The organism is Noviherbaspirillum pedocola, assembly GCF_016632335.1.
GTDB lineage: Bacteria > Pseudomonadota > Gammaproteobacteria > Burkholderiales > Burkholderiaceae_D > Noviherbaspirillum_A > Noviherbaspirillum_A pedocola.
The window spans coordinates 182,501-196,314 of record NZ_JAEPBG010000007.1; the positions used below are offsets into that span (position 1 = coordinate 182,501).

A 13,814-nucleotide genomic window follows, 5' to 3' on the forward strand; every position below is an offset into this window, starting at 1 on the left:
TCAAGCGAAGCGCACTCGCGCATCAGGACGAATTCATGTTTGGATTTCTACGCAGCTACTTTTCCAATGACCTCGCCATTGACCTCGGTACTGCAAACACGCTGATCTATGTCCGCGGCCTGGGCATCGTGCTCGACGAGCCTTCGGTCGTCGCCATCCGCCAGCAGGGCGGCCCCAACGGCAAGAAAACCATCCAGGCGGTCGGCAAGGAAGCCAAGCAGATGCTGGGCAAGGTGCCCGGCAACATCGAGGCGATCCGGCCGATGAAGGATGGCGTGATCGCCGACTTCACCGTCACCGAGCAGATGCTGAAGCAGTTCATCCGCATGGTGCACGACACCAAATTGTTCAAGCCTTCCCCGCGCATCATCATCTGCGTTCCCTGCGGTTCCACCCAGGTCGAGCGCCGCGCGATCCGCGAATCGGCGCTCGGCGCCGGCGCATCGCAGGTATTCCTGATCGAAGAGCCGATGGCCGCCGCGATCGGCGCCGGTTTGCCGGTGTCCGAAGCCACCGGCTCGATGGTGGTCGACATCGGCGGCGGCACTACCGAAGTCGGCATCATTTCGCTCGGCGGCATGGTCTACAAGGGTTCGGTGCGCGTGGGCGGCGACAAGTTCGACGAAGCCATCGTCAACTACATCCGCCGCAACTACGGCATGCTGATCGGCGAGCAGACTGCCGAAACCATCAAGAAGGAAATCGGTTCGGCCTTTCCGGGCTCGGAAGTCAAGGAGCTCGAAGTCAAGGGCCGCAACCTGTCCGAAGGCATTCCGCGCTCGTTCACGATTTCGTCGAACGAAATCCTCGAAGCGCTGACCGATCCGCTGAACAATATCGTCTCGGCGGTCAAGAACGCGCTGGAACAGACGCCGCCGGAACTCGGCGCCGACATCGCCGAAAAGGGCATGATGCTCACCGGCGGCGGCGCGCTGCTGCGCGACCTCGACCGCCTGCTGATGGAAGAAACCGGCCTGCCCGTCATCGTCGCCGAAGATCCGCTGACCTGCGTGGTGCGCGGCTCGGGCATGGCGCTGGAGCGCATGGACAAGCTCGGCTCGATCTTCTCCTACGAGTAATTCGCTGTTGCGCGGCCGCCCCCGGCCGCGCCAGCCATGCGCACTGTCCATGGCTTCTCTACGATGTGAGTCCGGCCAATGTGGCCGGCACAGGTAACTCTCGGCAATGGAATACAGTCCTCCGCCACTCTTCAAGCAGGGCGCATCGGCGCGCGCGAAGGTGATCATCTTCTCGCTGATTGCAATCAGCCTGCTGGTGGTCGACGCCCGCATGAATGCGCTGACCATGGTGCGCCGCGTGGTCGGCACCGCGCTGTATCCGCTGCAGGCGGCCGCGCTCGCGCCGCGCGATGCGCTGTTTGCCGTCGGCAGCTACTTCACCACCATCGGTTCGCTGCAGCGGGAAAACGATGAGCTGCACCGGCGCGCTGTCGCCAATGCGCAGTCGCTGCAGGAAAACAGCTATCTGGCCAATGAAAATGCGCATCTGCGCCGGCTGCTGTCGGCCGACGTCAGGGTGCCGGTGAAGTCGATCATGGCCGAGATGCTCTACGACACCCGCGACCCGTTCACCCGCAAGATCGTCCTGAACCGCGGCTCGGCGCACGGCCTGGCGCTCGGCCAGCCCGTGATCGACGAAGCCGGCGTGGTCGGCCAGGTGACGCGGCTCTTCCCCTACACCTCCGAAGTGACGCTGTTGACCGACAAGGACCAGGCGATCTCGGTGCAGGTGGTGCGCAGCGGGCTGCGCAGCGTGGCCTACGGCCGCGGCCAGTCCGGCGTGCTGGAACTGCGCTTCATCGCGGCCAATGCCGACATCAAGCCGGGCGATGCGCTGGTGACTTCCGGCATCGACGGCGTGTTTCCTGCCGGCCTCGCGGTGGCGGCGGTGACCACGGTCGAGCACAAGTCGGGCGACTCGTTCGCCCAGATCGTCTGCCAGCCGGCCGCCGGCATCAGCCGCAACAAGCAATTCCTGGTGCTCTTGAATGAATTGAAGCCGCCACCGCCAATGCCGCAGGAAGAGCCAAAAAAGGACAAGTCGAAGAAGAAGATGAAGGACCCGGGCAAGGAAGCGGCCAAGGATGCCGCGAAAGACGGCGCGAAGGCCGCACCGCCGGAAGGCGCACGCGACAGCGCCGGTGACGCCAAACCGGGCGCCGACAAGGATGCCGCAAAGAGCGCGGCCGCTGCCAAAGCCACTCCGCAAGCCGCTGTCAAAACCGCTGCCAGAGCGGATTCCGCGGCCCCACCTGCACGTTCAGGCGCCCCAGCGAATGCGACCGAAAAACGGGCCGCGCCAGCCCATGCCAGTGCGGGACCGAAGCCATGAGCAGCCGCCCGCAATACATTCTGCTGCCGGTGAACCCGCTGTTCATCGCCGCCACGCTCATCCTCGCCTTCCTGCTCGACCTGCTGCCCTGGGGCGACATCATGGGCGTGCCGGACTTTCTCGCGCTGGTGCTGATCTTCTGGAGCGTGCATCAGCCGCGCCGGGTCGGCATCGGCCTGGCCTTCACGATGGGCATCCTGATGGATGTGCACGAAGCATCGCTGCTAGGCGAAAACGCGCTGGCGTACACGCTGCTGTCGTATTTCGCGATCATGATTCACCGCCGCCTGCTGTGGTTCCGTCCGGCGACGCAGGCGCTGCATGTGCTGCCGCTGCTGTTCCTGATGCAGACGGTGCAGATGCTGATCCAGGTGATGGTCAGCGGCAAATTCCCGAGCTGGTTCTATTTCCTGCAGAGCGTATCCAGCGCTGCGCTGTGGCCGCTGGTGACGTGGATGCTGCTCGCGCCGCAGCGGCGCGCGGTGGACCGCGATGACACCCGCCCGATCTGAAAGATGCCAGGCGCCGGGGCAAGTCCATGACTGAATTCAAGAATACCGAAAGGGAACTGCACCGCTTCCGGCTCAGGCTATCGGTGGCGGGCATGTTCGTGTTCATCTGCTTTGGCCTCCTGGCGGCGCGCTTCGTCTGGCTGCAGGCTTATCGCCACGACCATTACGCCGCCCAGGCCGAGGAAAACCGCATTTCGGTAGTGCCGGTGGTGCCAAACCGCGGCCTGATCGTCGACCGCAAGGGCGTGGTGCTGGCGCGCAATTTCGCCGCGTACACGCTGGAAATCACGCCGTCGAAAATACGCGGCGACCTCGACAGCCTGATCGATGAGCTGTCCAAGGTAGTCGACATCCAGCTCAAGGATCGCCGGCGCTTTCGCCGCCAGCTCGAGGAATCGAAGAACTTCGAAAGCCTGCCGATCCGCACCCGCCTCTCCGACGAAGAAGTTGCGCACTTCACCGCGCAGCGCTTCCGCTTTCCGGGCGTGGACATCCAGGCGCGGCTGTTCCGCCAGTACCCGCTGGGCACGGTGGCCTCGCATGTGATCGGTTACATCGGCCGGGTCAGCCAGCGCGATGCCGAGCGCATCGATGAAATGGAAGACGCGGCCAACTACAACGGCACCACCTACATCGGCAAGGAAGGCCTGGAGAAGAGCTACGAGAAGCAGTTGCACGGCGTTACCGGCTACGAGGAAGTGGAAGTCTCGGCCAGCGGCCGCGCGGTGCGCACGCTGTCGCGCACGCCGGCCACGCCCGGCTCGAACCTGATCCTGTCCATCGACATCGAATTGCAGAAGGTGGTCGAGCAAGCCTTCGGCAACCAGCGCGGCGCGCTGATCGCGATCGAGCCTTCGACCGGCGACATCCTGGCCTATGTGTCGATGCCGAACTTCGACCCGAACCTGTTCGTCGAAGGCATCGACCAGCAGAGTTGGGACGAGCTGAACACCTCGCCGGACAAACCGCTGGTGAACCGGCCGCTTTCGGGCACCTATCCGCCCGGCTCGACCTACAAGCCCTTCATGGCGCTGGCCGCGCTTGAACTGGGCAAGCGCACGCCGAACCAGGCCATCGCCGACCCCGGCTACTTCAACTTCGGCAATCACAAGTTCCGCGACGACAAGGAAGGCGGCCACGGCACCGTCGACATGTTCCGCTCGATCGTGCAGTCCTGCGACACCTACTACTACATGCTGGCCAATGACATGGGCGTGGACACGATGCACGACTTCATGCAGCCCTTCGGCTTCGGCCGCCTGACCGGCATCGACCTCGATCATGAGAAGGCGGGCGTGCTGCCATCCATGCAGTGGAAGCGCAATGCGTACAAGAAGCCGGCGCAGCAGAAGTGGTATGCCGGCGAAACGATTTCGCTGGGCATCGGCCAAGGTTACAACTCGTTCACGCCGCTGCAGCTCGCGCACGCGGTGGCTACGCTGGCCAACAATGGCGTGGTGATGAAGCCGCACCTGGTGAAGATCGTCGAGGATGGCGGCACCCGCGCGCGCACGGCGACGGTGCCCAAGGAAAGCTTCCGCATCCCGCTGCAGCAGAAGAACATCGACGTGATCAAGAACGCCATGGTCGGCGTGACCCGCGAAGGCACGGCGGCCAAGGTCTTCGCCGGCGCGGCCTATCTGTCCGGCGGCAAGACCGGCACCGCGCAGGTGGTGTCGATCAAGAAGAACGAGAAATACAATGCCAACCGCATCGACGAACGCCATCGCGACCATGCGCTGTACATCGCTTTCGCGCCGGCCGAGCAGCCGAAGATTGCGCTGGCGCTGATCGTGGAGAACGGCGGCTGGGGCGCCACCGCGGCCGCGCCGATCGCCCGCGCCGCGCTCGACTACTACCTGCTCGGCAAGCGCAATGCGCCGGCTGGCGACGCCCCCGCGGCCAAGGATGCGATCCTGGCCAGAGACGATGCCGACGCCGACACCCATGCGGTGGCGGCGATGCGCGCCGAACAGGATTCCGAAGGCGGCCCCAAGGCTGGCGGCGAAAGCCAGGGCAATCAGGAATAAGACCCACCATGCGACTCACCGAAAAACGCTCCATCTGGCAAATCATCAAGCCGCATCTGCTGGTGTTCGATGCGCAACTGACCCTGATCGTGTTCCTGATCGTCTCCACGGGACTCATCACGCTGTACTCGGCGGGCATCGATTTCCCCGGCCGCGTCGAGGACCAGATGCGCAATGTGCTGGTGTCCTTCGCCATCATGTGGATCTTCGCGAATGTGCCACCGCAGACGCTGATGCGCTTCGCGGTGCCGATCTACACCGTGGGCGTGGCGCTGCTGGTGGCGGTGGCGGCCTTCGGCATGATCAAGAAGGGCGCGCGGCGCTGGCTCAATGTCGGCGTGGTGATCCAGCCGTCCGAGATCATGAAGATCGCCATGCCGCTGATGCTGGCCTGGTTCTTCCAGAAGCGCCAGGGCATGCTGCGCTGGAAGGAGTTCGCAGTTGCGGCGGTGCTGCTGCTAATTCCGGTGGGCCTGATCGCCAAGCAGCCGGATCTGGGCACCGCGATCCTGGTCGGCGCGGCCGGCTTCTATGTCATCTTTTTGGCCGGCCTGTCGTGGAAGGTACTGGTTGGCCTGGCTGTGGCCGGCGGCGCGAGCCTGCCGGTGGTGTGGTCGCTGCTGCATGATTATCAGCGCGCGCGCGTCATGACGCTGATCGATCCGTCGGCCGACCCGCTCGGCAAAGGCTTTCACATCATCCAGTCGACGATCGCGATCGGCTCCGGCGGCGTGGCCGGCAAGGGCTGGCTGCATGGCACCCAGGCCCATCTCGAATTCATTCCTGAACGCACCACCGACTTCATCTTCGCGGTGTTTTCCGAAGAATTCGGCCTGATCGGCAATTGCATACTGCTGGTGCTGTTCCTGTTGCTGATCGGCCGCGGCATGATCATCGCCGCGAATGCGCCGACCTTTTTCTCGCGCCTCTTGGCCGGCGCGATCACGCTGATCTTCTTCACCTATGCCTTCGTCAACATGGGCATGGTGAGCGGCATTCTGCCGGTGGTCGGCGTGCCCCTGCCCTTCATCAGCTATGGCGGCACCGCGTTGGTGACGCTGGGCTTGGGCGCGGGCATCCTGATGAGCATTCAGCGGCATCGCAAGCTGGTGCAGACCTGATCACGCGAACGAGAGCGCCGGCGCGGCGCGCCATGACAAGAAGGAAGAACATCCATGGATGACAAATCGCGAACGATGGCAATCGCGGCAACGCTGAGCCGACAAGCCTGCGCGGCGCTTCTGGCCGGGGCGACCTTGATCATCGCCGGTTGCGGCAGCGTGCCGAAGAGCCCGGAACGCGGCGCCGACGCGGCATCGAGTCGGCAGCGCAATCCGAACGCGCCCGCGCTGCCGCGCGCGGGTTCGGGACGCGGCGGCTATTACCAGGACGATGGCCCGGCTGATGTGATTCCGGAAAACCTGCTCGCCATTCCCGATGCCGAGCCAAAGATCGAGCCCTACCTGCGCAGCAAGGCGAACCAGCCCTACGTGGTGTTCGGCAAGACTTACACGCCGATCATGGACGACCGGCCGCTGGTGCAGCGCGGCCGCGGCAGCTGGTACGGCCGCAAGTTTCATGGCCAGCGCACGTCATCCGGCGCGCCCTACGACATGTTCGGGATGACGGCGGCGCATCCGACGCTGCCGATTCCTTCGTATGTGCGGGTCACCAATCTGGCCAACGGCAACCGCGTGATCGTGAAGGTCAATGATCGCGGCCCCTTTCACTCGGACCGCATCATCGATCTGTCCTACACCGCGGCTTACAAGCTCGGCTATCTCGGCAGCGGCAGCGCCAATCTGCAGGTCGAGCGCATCCTGCCGGATGAGATCCGGTCGATGGAAGCGGCGCGACGCAATGGCAATGGCAATGGCAATGGCAATGGCAATGGCAATGGCAATGGCAATGGCAATGGCAATGGCAATGGCAATGGCAATGGCGTGCAGCTTGCTTCGAGCGGTGTCGTGCCGTCCGCCGCGATGGTGCCGGTGGCTGCGTCCGCCGCGCAGATCGCGGCGCCGCAGAGCGATGCGGGCAGCGCCAACGTCAGCGGCGCCAGCGGTGTGATCGCGCCCGACACACCCGCGGTGATGACTGAAGCGGTGCCGACGCCGCAGGCGATGGTCAGCGAAGCGCCGGCGCCGCAACCGGTGGCGCCGACCATGGCGCCAGCGCCGGCTACAGCAGCAACACCAGCCGCAACAGCGGGTTTCTATCTGCAGCTCGGCGCCTTCTCCCGGCCCGAGAATGCGCAGGCGGTGCAACAACGCTATGCGCAGTCGGGCCTGCCATCGGTGGACATGGCGCAGACCAATGGTCTGTACCGCGTCTTCGGCGGCCCCTATGCCAGCCGTGCCGAAGCCGAAAGCGCGGCACGGCGCCTGCAGCTGGGCGGCGCAATGCCGGTCATCGTGCAGCGTTGAGCGTTCACCGCGGAATGCAGCGCAGCTTTCGTGGGGTGTGTGCAACCCACGCGTTTGGCCGCATACCGTGGACCGCGTGGGCTGCGCCCACCCTACGCATTGCCTCCATCGCTGCAGCCGATCAGCCTTTCTCGTCCCGCTCCGCCTTCCTCCGCAAGGCCATCTCGTACAGCGCATTCTTCTTCAAGCCGGTGATCTTCGCCGCCAGCGCCGCGGCGCTTTTCACCGGGCATTCCTCGAGCAGGAGGCCGAGGATGCGCTCGGCATCAAGCGTGTCCTCGCCTTCGTCGGCGCGCGCCGGCATGCCTTCGATGAGCAACACGAACTCACCGCGCTGACGGTTCGCATCCGCGGCCAGCCAGGCCGGCGCATCGGCCAGCGCGCAGCGATGCATCTGCTCGAACAGCTTGGTCAACTCGCGCGCGAACACGATGCGGCGCGCGGGGCCGAAAACGCGCAGCAAGGCATCCACCGTCTCGACGATGCGGTGCGGCGCTTCATACAGCACCAGCGTCGCATCGAGCCGCGACAGGCGCGCCAGTTCGCTGTCGCGCGCTTTCGCCTTGGCCGGCAGAAAGCCGTGGAAATGAAAGTGATCGTTCACCAGTCCGGACGCCGACAGGGCCGTCACCGCGGCCGATGCGCCCGGCACCGGGATCACGCGCATGCCCGCTTCGAGCGCGGCATCCACCACACGCGCGCCGGGGTCGGACACCGCCGGCGTGCCGGCGTCGGACACCAGCACGATGCGCTCACCCGCGGCCAGCCGCGCGATGATGCGCTCGGCCGCTTCGCGCTCGTTGTGCTGATGCGTGGCGATGAGCTGCTGCTGTATGCCGTAACGCGAGAGCAGTTGCGCGGTGTTGCGGGTGTCTTCGCAGGCCACCGCGTCGGCCATGGCCAGCAACTGCAGCGCACGCAGCGTGATGTCGGCCGCGTTTCCGATCGGCGTAGCCAGCACATATAATGCGTGGGCCGGATAACTCTGGGAAACGAGCTCCTGCAGCATGGTGGGGGCAAGGCTGAATGCGTGTTGTGTCATTGGGAGTCCAGATGCTGTGCCGAAAAATGAAGAGCGGTTTGCTGGCGGTGGCGATGGCGGCGTTCGCGGGATTGTGCGTAACAGCGCCGGCAAACACAAGCGCGGCTCCCCTCATGCTGGCCCAGAACGATATCACCCTGATGCCCGGCGGCCTCGAACAGCCGGAAACCGAAGAAGTGCCGATGCCGGATGTGGCTCCCTCTCCGGGCTCTTCCATTCCTTCTTACCCTTCCGCGGGCGCGCAAGGCGGCGCGCCGGTGACTGGCGCGGCGCGCATCGCGTTGCTGCTGCCGCTGAATTCGCCATCGCTCGGCACCGCCGCAGCCGCGGTGCGCGACGGCTTTCTGGCTTCCTATGAAAAGGAACACGATCCCAACATCAGCCTGACGGTGGTGGAAAGCGGCGACGCGCCGCAGCAGGTCGTCGATGCGTATCGCGTGGCGGTGCAGGACCATGACATCGTCGTCGGCCCGCTGTCGCGCAGCGGCGCGGCGGCCATTGCCGCAAGCGGGCAGGTCGCGCGGCCCACGATCGCGCTGACCCAGGCCGATGCCGTCGGCGCGGCGCTGCCGCAGCTGCTTACCATCGGCCTGTCGGTGGAAGACGAAGCGCGCCAGGCGGCGGGCTGGGCATCGATCGAATATCCCGGCGAGCAGGCGCTGGTGGTATCGACCACGACCGCCTGGCAACGCCGCGCGGCGCGGGCATTCCAGGCGGCCTGGCAGGCCCAGGGCCTGGGAGCGGACAGCGTGGAACTCTCGGCCAGCGAAGGCAACCTGAGCCCGTCGGCGCTGCTGCAATTGATCGACCGGATACGCGCCAGCAATCCCGGCCTGGTGTTCGCTGCGCTGGACGCGGTGCAGGCCAGGCAGCTGCGCGAAGCGCTCGGCCAGGACATCGCCATCTACGGCACGTCGCAACTCAATCCCTACTCGGTCGCCGGCTGGGCCGCGGCGACGCGCCAGCCGAGCATGGATGGCGTGCGCTTCATCGACCTGCCGTGGATGGTGCAACCCGATGCGCCGGCGGTGGCCAGGTATGCGACCGGCACCGGGCGTGGTGGCGATCTCGAGCGGCTGTATGCGCTCGGCATCGACGCTTACCGCGTGGCGCGCCAGGTCGCCCAGGGGCGGGATAGCTTCGAACTCGACGGCGTCACCGGCCGGCTGCGCATTCGCTTCGGCGGTGGCGCTTCGCGGTTTGCCCGCGTCGAATCGCAGGCGGTGTTCCAGGACGGCGCCGCCGCGCCGCTGGCGGGAGCGCGATGACGATGCCACCGCATGCCACCGCGCGCCAGGTCATCGGCGCTGCGGCCGAGGATGCGGCGCTGGCCTATCTGTCGCGACAGGGCCTGGCGCTGGCGGAACGCAATTTCCGCTGCCGCGGCGGTGAAATCGACCTGATCATGCGCGATGCCGAAACGCTGGTCTTCGTCGAGGTGCGCCGGCGCGCCAGCGCGCGTTTCGGCGGCGCGGCGGCCAGCATCGACGCCGGCAAGCGCGCGCGGCTGACCATCGCCGCGCAAACCTATCTGCAGCGTTACCGCATGCCGCCAGCCTGCCGTTTCGACGTGGTGGCCATCGACGGCGACGCCGTGTCCTGGATCAGGAATGCCATCGAGGCCTGAACCGCTTCCGCGCGCAGCGGCAAATGCAAGCTCTCACCCATATATAATCGCCCGACCATGATCAACGAACGTATCCAGACCCAGTTCCGGCAAAGCGCGGAACTCAAGATGCAGGCTGCCGAGCAGCTTGCCCAGCCGATCTCCCAGGCGGTGGAACTCATGTTCCTGGCGCTGTCGAATGGCAACAAGATTCTTGCCTGCGGCAATGGCGGATCCGCCGCCGACTGCCAGCATTTCGCCGCCGAACTCGTCGGCCGCTTCGAGCGCGAGCGCCTGCCGCTGCCGGCGCTGGCATTGACCACCGACACCTCCATCCTCACCGCGGTCGGCAACGACTACAGCTTCCGCGACGTCTTTTCCAAGCAGGTGCAGGCCTTCGGCCAGTCCGGCGATGTGCTGCTGGCGCTGTCGACTTCGGGCAATTCCGCCAACGTCGTGGCGGCGATCGAAGCCGCGCTCGAACGCGACATGCGCATCGTCGCGCTGACCGGCAAGGGCGGCGGCGTCATCGCCGAGCTGCTTTCCGAGACCGATGTCCATATCTGCGTGCCGCACGACCGCACCGCGCGCATCCAGGAAGTCCATGCCTTGACCATCCATTGCCTGTGCGACGGCATCGATGTGGCGCTGTTCGGGGAGGAAGGCGATGAATAAGCGCACTTCGACTTTGCGCAGCGCGCTGCGGCCGCTGGCGCTTGCCGCGGCCCTTGGCGCAATGACGCTGTCACTGTCGGGCTGTATCGGCCTGGCGATGGGCGGCGCGGTGGTCGGCACGATGGCCGCTACCGATCGCCGCACTCTGGGCGCCCAGACCGAAGACAAGTCCATCGAGCTGAAGGCCACCAACCGCATTTCCAACATGCCCGGCGGCGCCGGCCACGTCGATGTGACCAGCTACAACCGCCGCGTGCTGTTGACCGGCGAGGTGCCGGATGACGCGACCAAGGCCGAAGTCGAGCGCCAGGTGATGGATATCGAGGGCGTGCAAGGCGTGGTCAATGAGCTTGCCATAGCGGGAGCATCCAGCCTCACATCGCGCTCGAACGATACGCTCATCACCGGCAAGGTGAAGGCCTCGCTGATCGATGCGCGCGACATCTCGGCCAACAACTTCAAGGTAACCACCGAGCGCGGCATCGTTTATCTGATGGGTCGCGTCACCCAGTTCGAAGGCAACCGGGCCACTGAAATCGCGCGCGGCGTCTCGGGCGTGGCGCAGGTGGTGAAGGTGTTCGAATACATTGATCCGAGCGAAGCATCACCGATGAGCAATCCGCCGGCGCAGACCTCCTCCGCCCGCTGATCCGTTTCCCTCTTTGTGCGCCGGCACGTGTGTGCCGGCGCTTTTTCGAGGACTATCCATGCGACGCGTCTTCCTTTTCCTGCTGCTGGCGCTCTCCTTCCTTGGCGCGGCGCATGCCGAGGACCGGATCAAGGTCGTCTATCACATGGCCGATGGCATCGACCAGGCATCTCGCGGACTGGCCAGCATCCGCAACCATCTGCGCGCGGCGCCGGAGTCGAAGATCGTCGTTGTCGCGCTTGGCGAAGGCATACGCTTCCTGCTGCAGGGCGCCACCGACCGCGAGGGACGGCCGTTCGAACCTGCGGTCCGGGCGCTGGCGGCAGAAGGCGTCGAATTCCGCGTCTGCAACAACACCTTGCAGGCGCACGGCGTGCCACGCTCGGACCTGCTGCCGCAGACTACACTCGTACCGGCCGGCGTAGCCGAACTGGCAAGACTGCAAGCGCGTGAGGGCTACGTCTATATCCGGCCTTAAGGTGTGCGACCGTGCGGCTTCTCGCTGGAAATGCAATTTTGTTGCTGGCGGCACACATCGTGTCGTTGATTATTTACCAAAAGAAATATTTCCCTGTGTAAATTAAAGTAATATCGCCATGACTGGAATGGGAAACGCTTTCCAGACATGGCGGTAAGCGGACAGGAAACCCGCTTTCTCTCCGCGATTGCCCATACGCTTCTCCGAAGCGTCGGCGTAACCCGGTCACCATCTCTTTCCCATTTCATGATGTTCCAGCGCTGCGACGCACGTTGCGCGCCGGAACGATTGCAATCTCGCCAAACAGACATGAGACACCATGAAACTTTCGGATTGGAAAATCGGCACACGCCTGTACCTGAGCTTTGGCATCGTCATTGCGATGCTGGTTGCGCTGGTCGCAACTGCCTACGTGAATTTCGCCCGGCTTGGCACGGCCAATGGCTGGAATGTGCATACCTATGAAGTGCTGCAGGAGGTCGACGGCCTGCTCACCGCGCTGGTCAACATCGAAACCGGAGAACGCGGCTTTGCGCTGACCGGCAAGGACACCTCCCTGGAGCCGTTCAATGCCGGCAAGACTGAATTCGCCGCGCATCTGCAAAAGGCCAAGTCGCTGACCGCCGATAACGCGAAGCAGCAGCAACGGCTCAAGGAACTCGAAGCCAACCAGCAGCACTGGGTGTCGAGCGCGCTGGACCCGGTGATCGCTGCCCGGCGCAAGGCGCTGGAAGGCAATGACGATCTCGATCAGGTCATCAATTTCGAGCGCGCCGGCAAGGGCAAGGCTGACATGGATGCGATGCGCGCGTTGCTGGCGCAAATCGGCGCTGACGAAAAGTCGTTGATGGAAACCCGCAGCCGTGATGCCGCCGCCCTGCAGTCCTCCACCGGCAATATCCTGATCATCGGCGGCGCGATCACCGCCATGATGGCCATCCTGATGGCCATCTGGATTGCGCGCAATATCACCCGCCCCTTGCAGCAGGCCGTCGGCCTGGCGCGCCGAGTCGCACAGGGAGACCTCACCAGCAGGCTGAGCGCGCAATCGAAGGATGAAACCGGCGAGCTGATTGGCGCGCTGATGGAAATGAATGAAGCGCTCGTGCGCATCGTCACCGAAGTGCGCAGCGGCACCGACGCGATTTCGACCGCATCAAGCGAGATCGCCAGCGGCAACATGGACCTGTCCGCGCGCACCGAGCAGCAAGCCTCGTCGCTGGAAGAAACCGCTTCCTCGATGGAGGAAATGACCTCGACGGTAAAGCAGAATGCCGACAATGCCCGTCAGGCCAGCCAGCTGGCGGCGAATGCATCGGATACCGCGGCCCGCGGCGGTGCGGTGGTCGCCGAAGTCGTAACGACGATGGGCTCGATCAACGAGTCTTCGAAGAAGATCGTCGACATCATCGGCGTCATCGATGGCATCGCCTTTCAGACCAATATCCTGGCGCTCAATGCCGCGGTGGAAGCCGCACGTGCCGGCGAGCAGGGACGCGGCTTTGCAGTGGTGGCTTCCGAGGTCCGCAGCCTGGCGCAGCGCTCGGCCGCAGCCGCCAGGGAAATCAAGGGCCTGATCGACGATTCGGTCGGTAAGGTTGATACCGGCAGCCGCCTGGTTGACCAGGCCGGCGCGACGATGACCGAAGTGGTGGAAAGCGTGCGTCGCGTCAACGACATCATCAGCGAGATCTCGGCCGCCAGCGAAGAACAGCGCGCCGGCATCGAGCAGATCAATGGCGCAGTCACGCAAATGGATGCGGTCACGCAGCAGAACGCGGCGCTGGTGGAAGAAGCGGCAGCCGCGGCGAATGCGATGCGCGAACAGGCTGCCAGCCTTGGACATGCCGTCGATATTTTCCGCCTGGATGCGCGTGCGCCGGCTGCCAATGCGGCCACGCTTGCGCCGAAGGCAGGCACGTCAATGCGCATTGCGCCAGCCGCATCGTCATCGAAAACGGCGCTTGCACCGAAGCGCGGCGCCGCGCTGCCGGCATCGCGTACCGAACCGACTGCGGCAGGCGATTGGGAAGAGTTCTGATCT

Annotated in this window: 13 protein-coding genes; 12 read left to right on the forward strand and 1 reads right to left on the reverse strand. The window is 64.8% G+C overall.

Translation table 11 applies throughout. The annotated features are described in order from the left end of the window. The first annotated feature begins 35 nt into the window (after positions 1 to 35). From JJB74_RS17360 to JJB74_RS17385, 6 genes are all read left to right on the forward strand, one after another. The gene (locus tag JJB74_RS17360) at positions 36 to 1,079 is read left to right on the forward strand and encodes a rod shape-determining protein (protein ID WP_200593803.1); all 1,044 of its coding nucleotides are present in this window, start codon (positions 36 to 38) and stop codon (positions 1,077 to 1,079) included. Between the two features lie 106 nt (positions 1,080 to 1,185). Then, complete coding sequence (mreC, locus tag JJB74_RS17365) at positions 1,186 to 2,352, forward strand: rod shape-determining protein MreC (protein ID WP_200593805.1); 1,167 nt, start codon at positions 1,186 to 1,188, stop codon at positions 2,350 to 2,352. After that, positions 2,349 to 2,864: a rod shape-determining protein MreD gene (gene mreD / locus JJB74_RS17370; protein ID WP_200593807.1), complete on the forward strand. Its 516-nt coding sequence runs from the start codon at positions 2,349 to 2,351 to the stop codon at positions 2,862 to 2,864. The genes mreC and mreD overlap by 4 nt, the downstream gene beginning before the upstream one ends. Before the next feature lie 26 nt (positions 2,865 to 2,890). Next, entirely contained in the window at positions 2,891 to 4,894 is a 2,004-nt protein-coding gene (gene mrdA, locus JJB74_RS17375) for a penicillin-binding protein 2 (RefSeq protein ID WP_200593809.1), read from the forward strand. An 8-nt stretch (positions 4,895 to 4,902) separates the two neighbouring features. Continuing rightward, complete coding sequence (gene rodA / locus JJB74_RS17380) at positions 4,903 to 6,015, forward strand: rod shape-determining protein RodA (RefSeq protein ID WP_200593811.1); 1,113 nt, start codon at positions 4,903 to 4,905, stop codon at positions 6,013 to 6,015. 54 nt (positions 6,016 to 6,069) lie between these two features. Next, positions 6,070 to 7,320 (forward strand): septal ring lytic transglycosylase RlpA family protein, encoded by a 1,251-nt coding sequence (locus JJB74_RS17385; protein WP_234484253.1) that lies wholly within the window; start codon positions 6,070 to 6,072, stop codon positions 7,318 to 7,320. 121 nt (positions 7,321 to 7,441) lie between these two features. On the opposite strand, the gene rsmI is transcribed toward JJB74_RS17385, so the two are convergent. Further along, positions 7,442 to 8,362 (reverse strand): 16S rRNA (cytidine(1402)-2'-O)-methyltransferase, encoded by a 921-nt coding sequence (rsmI, locus tag JJB74_RS17390; protein WP_200593813.1) that lies wholly within the window; start codon positions 8,360 to 8,362, stop codon positions 7,442 to 7,444. An 11-nt stretch (positions 8,363 to 8,373) separates the two neighbouring features. On the opposite strand from rsmI, the gene JJB74_RS17395 reads away from it, so the two are divergent. The 6 genes from JJB74_RS17395 to JJB74_RS17420 all read left to right on the forward strand — a co-directional run bounded on the left by JJB74_RS17395 (position 8,374) and on the right by JJB74_RS17420 (position 13,811). Further along, entirely contained in the window at positions 8,374 to 9,630 is a 1,257-nt protein-coding gene (locus tag JJB74_RS17395) for a penicillin-binding protein activator (RefSeq protein WP_200593815.1), read from the forward strand. Then, positions 9,627 to 9,989 carry a YraN family protein gene (locus JJB74_RS17400; protein WP_200593817.1) on the forward strand — a complete coding sequence of 121 codons (363 nt, stop codon included), beginning with the start codon at positions 9,627 to 9,629 and terminating at the stop codon, positions 9,987 to 9,989. The genes JJB74_RS17395 and JJB74_RS17400 overlap by 4 nt, the downstream gene beginning before the upstream one ends. Positions 9,990 to 10,046: 57 nt before the next feature. Next, positions 10,047 to 10,643: a phosphoheptose isomerase gene (locus JJB74_RS17405; protein ID WP_200593819.1), complete on the forward strand. Its 597-nt coding sequence runs from the start codon at positions 10,047 to 10,049 to the stop codon at positions 10,641 to 10,643. Continuing rightward, the gene (locus JJB74_RS17410; protein WP_200593821.1) at positions 10,636 to 11,292 is read left to right on the forward strand and encodes a BON domain-containing protein; all 657 of its coding nucleotides are present in this window, start codon (positions 10,636 to 10,638) and stop codon (positions 11,290 to 11,292) included. The genes JJB74_RS17405 and JJB74_RS17410 overlap by 8 nt, the downstream gene beginning before the upstream one ends. A gap of 58 nt (positions 11,293 to 11,350) precedes the next feature. Next, entirely contained in the window at positions 11,351 to 11,770 is a 420-nt protein-coding gene (locus JJB74_RS17415) for a DsrE family protein (RefSeq protein WP_200593824.1), read from the forward strand. Positions 11,771 to 12,089: 319 nt separating this feature from the next. Continuing rightward, the gene (locus JJB74_RS17420; RefSeq protein ID WP_200593826.1) at positions 12,090 to 13,811 is read left to right on the forward strand and encodes a methyl-accepting chemotaxis protein; all 1,722 of its coding nucleotides are present in this window, start codon (positions 12,090 to 12,092) and stop codon (positions 13,809 to 13,811) included. Positions 13,812 to 13,814: the final 3 nt, after the last annotated feature.

Bases quoted from the DNA above. Each gene is read 5' to 3' on its own strand.
- JJB74_RS17410 (WP_200593821.1), top strand. From the start codon at position 10,636: ATGAATAAGCGCACTTCGACTTTGCGCAGCGCGCTGCGGCCGCTGGCG.
- JJB74_RS17415 (WP_200593824.1), top strand. From the start codon at position 11,351: ATGCGACGCGTCTTCCTTTTCCTGCTGCTGGCGCTCTCCTTCCTTGGC.
- JJB74_RS17395 (WP_200593815.1), top strand. From the start codon at position 8,374: ATGCTGTGCCGAAAAATGAAGAGCGGTTTGCTGGCGGTGGCGATGGCG.
- rsmI (WP_200593813.1), bottom strand. From the start codon at position 8,362: ATGACACAACACGCATTCAGCCTTGCCCCCACCATGCTGCAGGAGCTC.
- JJB74_RS17420 (WP_200593826.1), top strand. From the start codon at position 12,090: ATGAAACTTTCGGATTGGAAAATCGGCACACGCCTGTACCTGAGCTTT.
- JJB74_RS17400 (WP_200593817.1), top strand. From the start codon at position 9,627: ATGACGATGCCACCGCATGCCACCGCGCGCCAGGTCATCGGCGCTGCG.
- JJB74_RS17360 (WP_200593803.1), top strand. From the start codon at position 36: ATGTTTGGATTTCTACGCAGCTACTTTTCCAATGACCTCGCCATTGAC.
- JJB74_RS17385 (WP_234484253.1), top strand. From the start codon at position 6,070: ATGGATGACAAATCGCGAACGATGGCAATCGCGGCAACGCTGAGCCGA.
- mrdA (WP_200593809.1), top strand. From the start codon at position 2,891: ATGACTGAATTCAAGAATACCGAAAGGGAACTGCACCGCTTCCGGCTC.
- rodA (WP_200593811.1), top strand. From the start codon at position 4,903: ATGCGACTCACCGAAAAACGCTCCATCTGGCAAATCATCAAGCCGCAT.
- mreD (WP_200593807.1), top strand. From the start codon at position 2,349: ATGAGCAGCCGCCCGCAATACATTCTGCTGCCGGTGAACCCGCTGTTC.
- JJB74_RS17405 (WP_200593819.1), top strand. From the start codon at position 10,047: ATGATCAACGAACGTATCCAGACCCAGTTCCGGCAAAGCGCGGAACTC.
- mreC (WP_200593805.1), top strand. From the start codon at position 1,186: ATGGAATACAGTCCTCCGCCACTCTTCAAGCAGGGCGCATCGGCGCGC.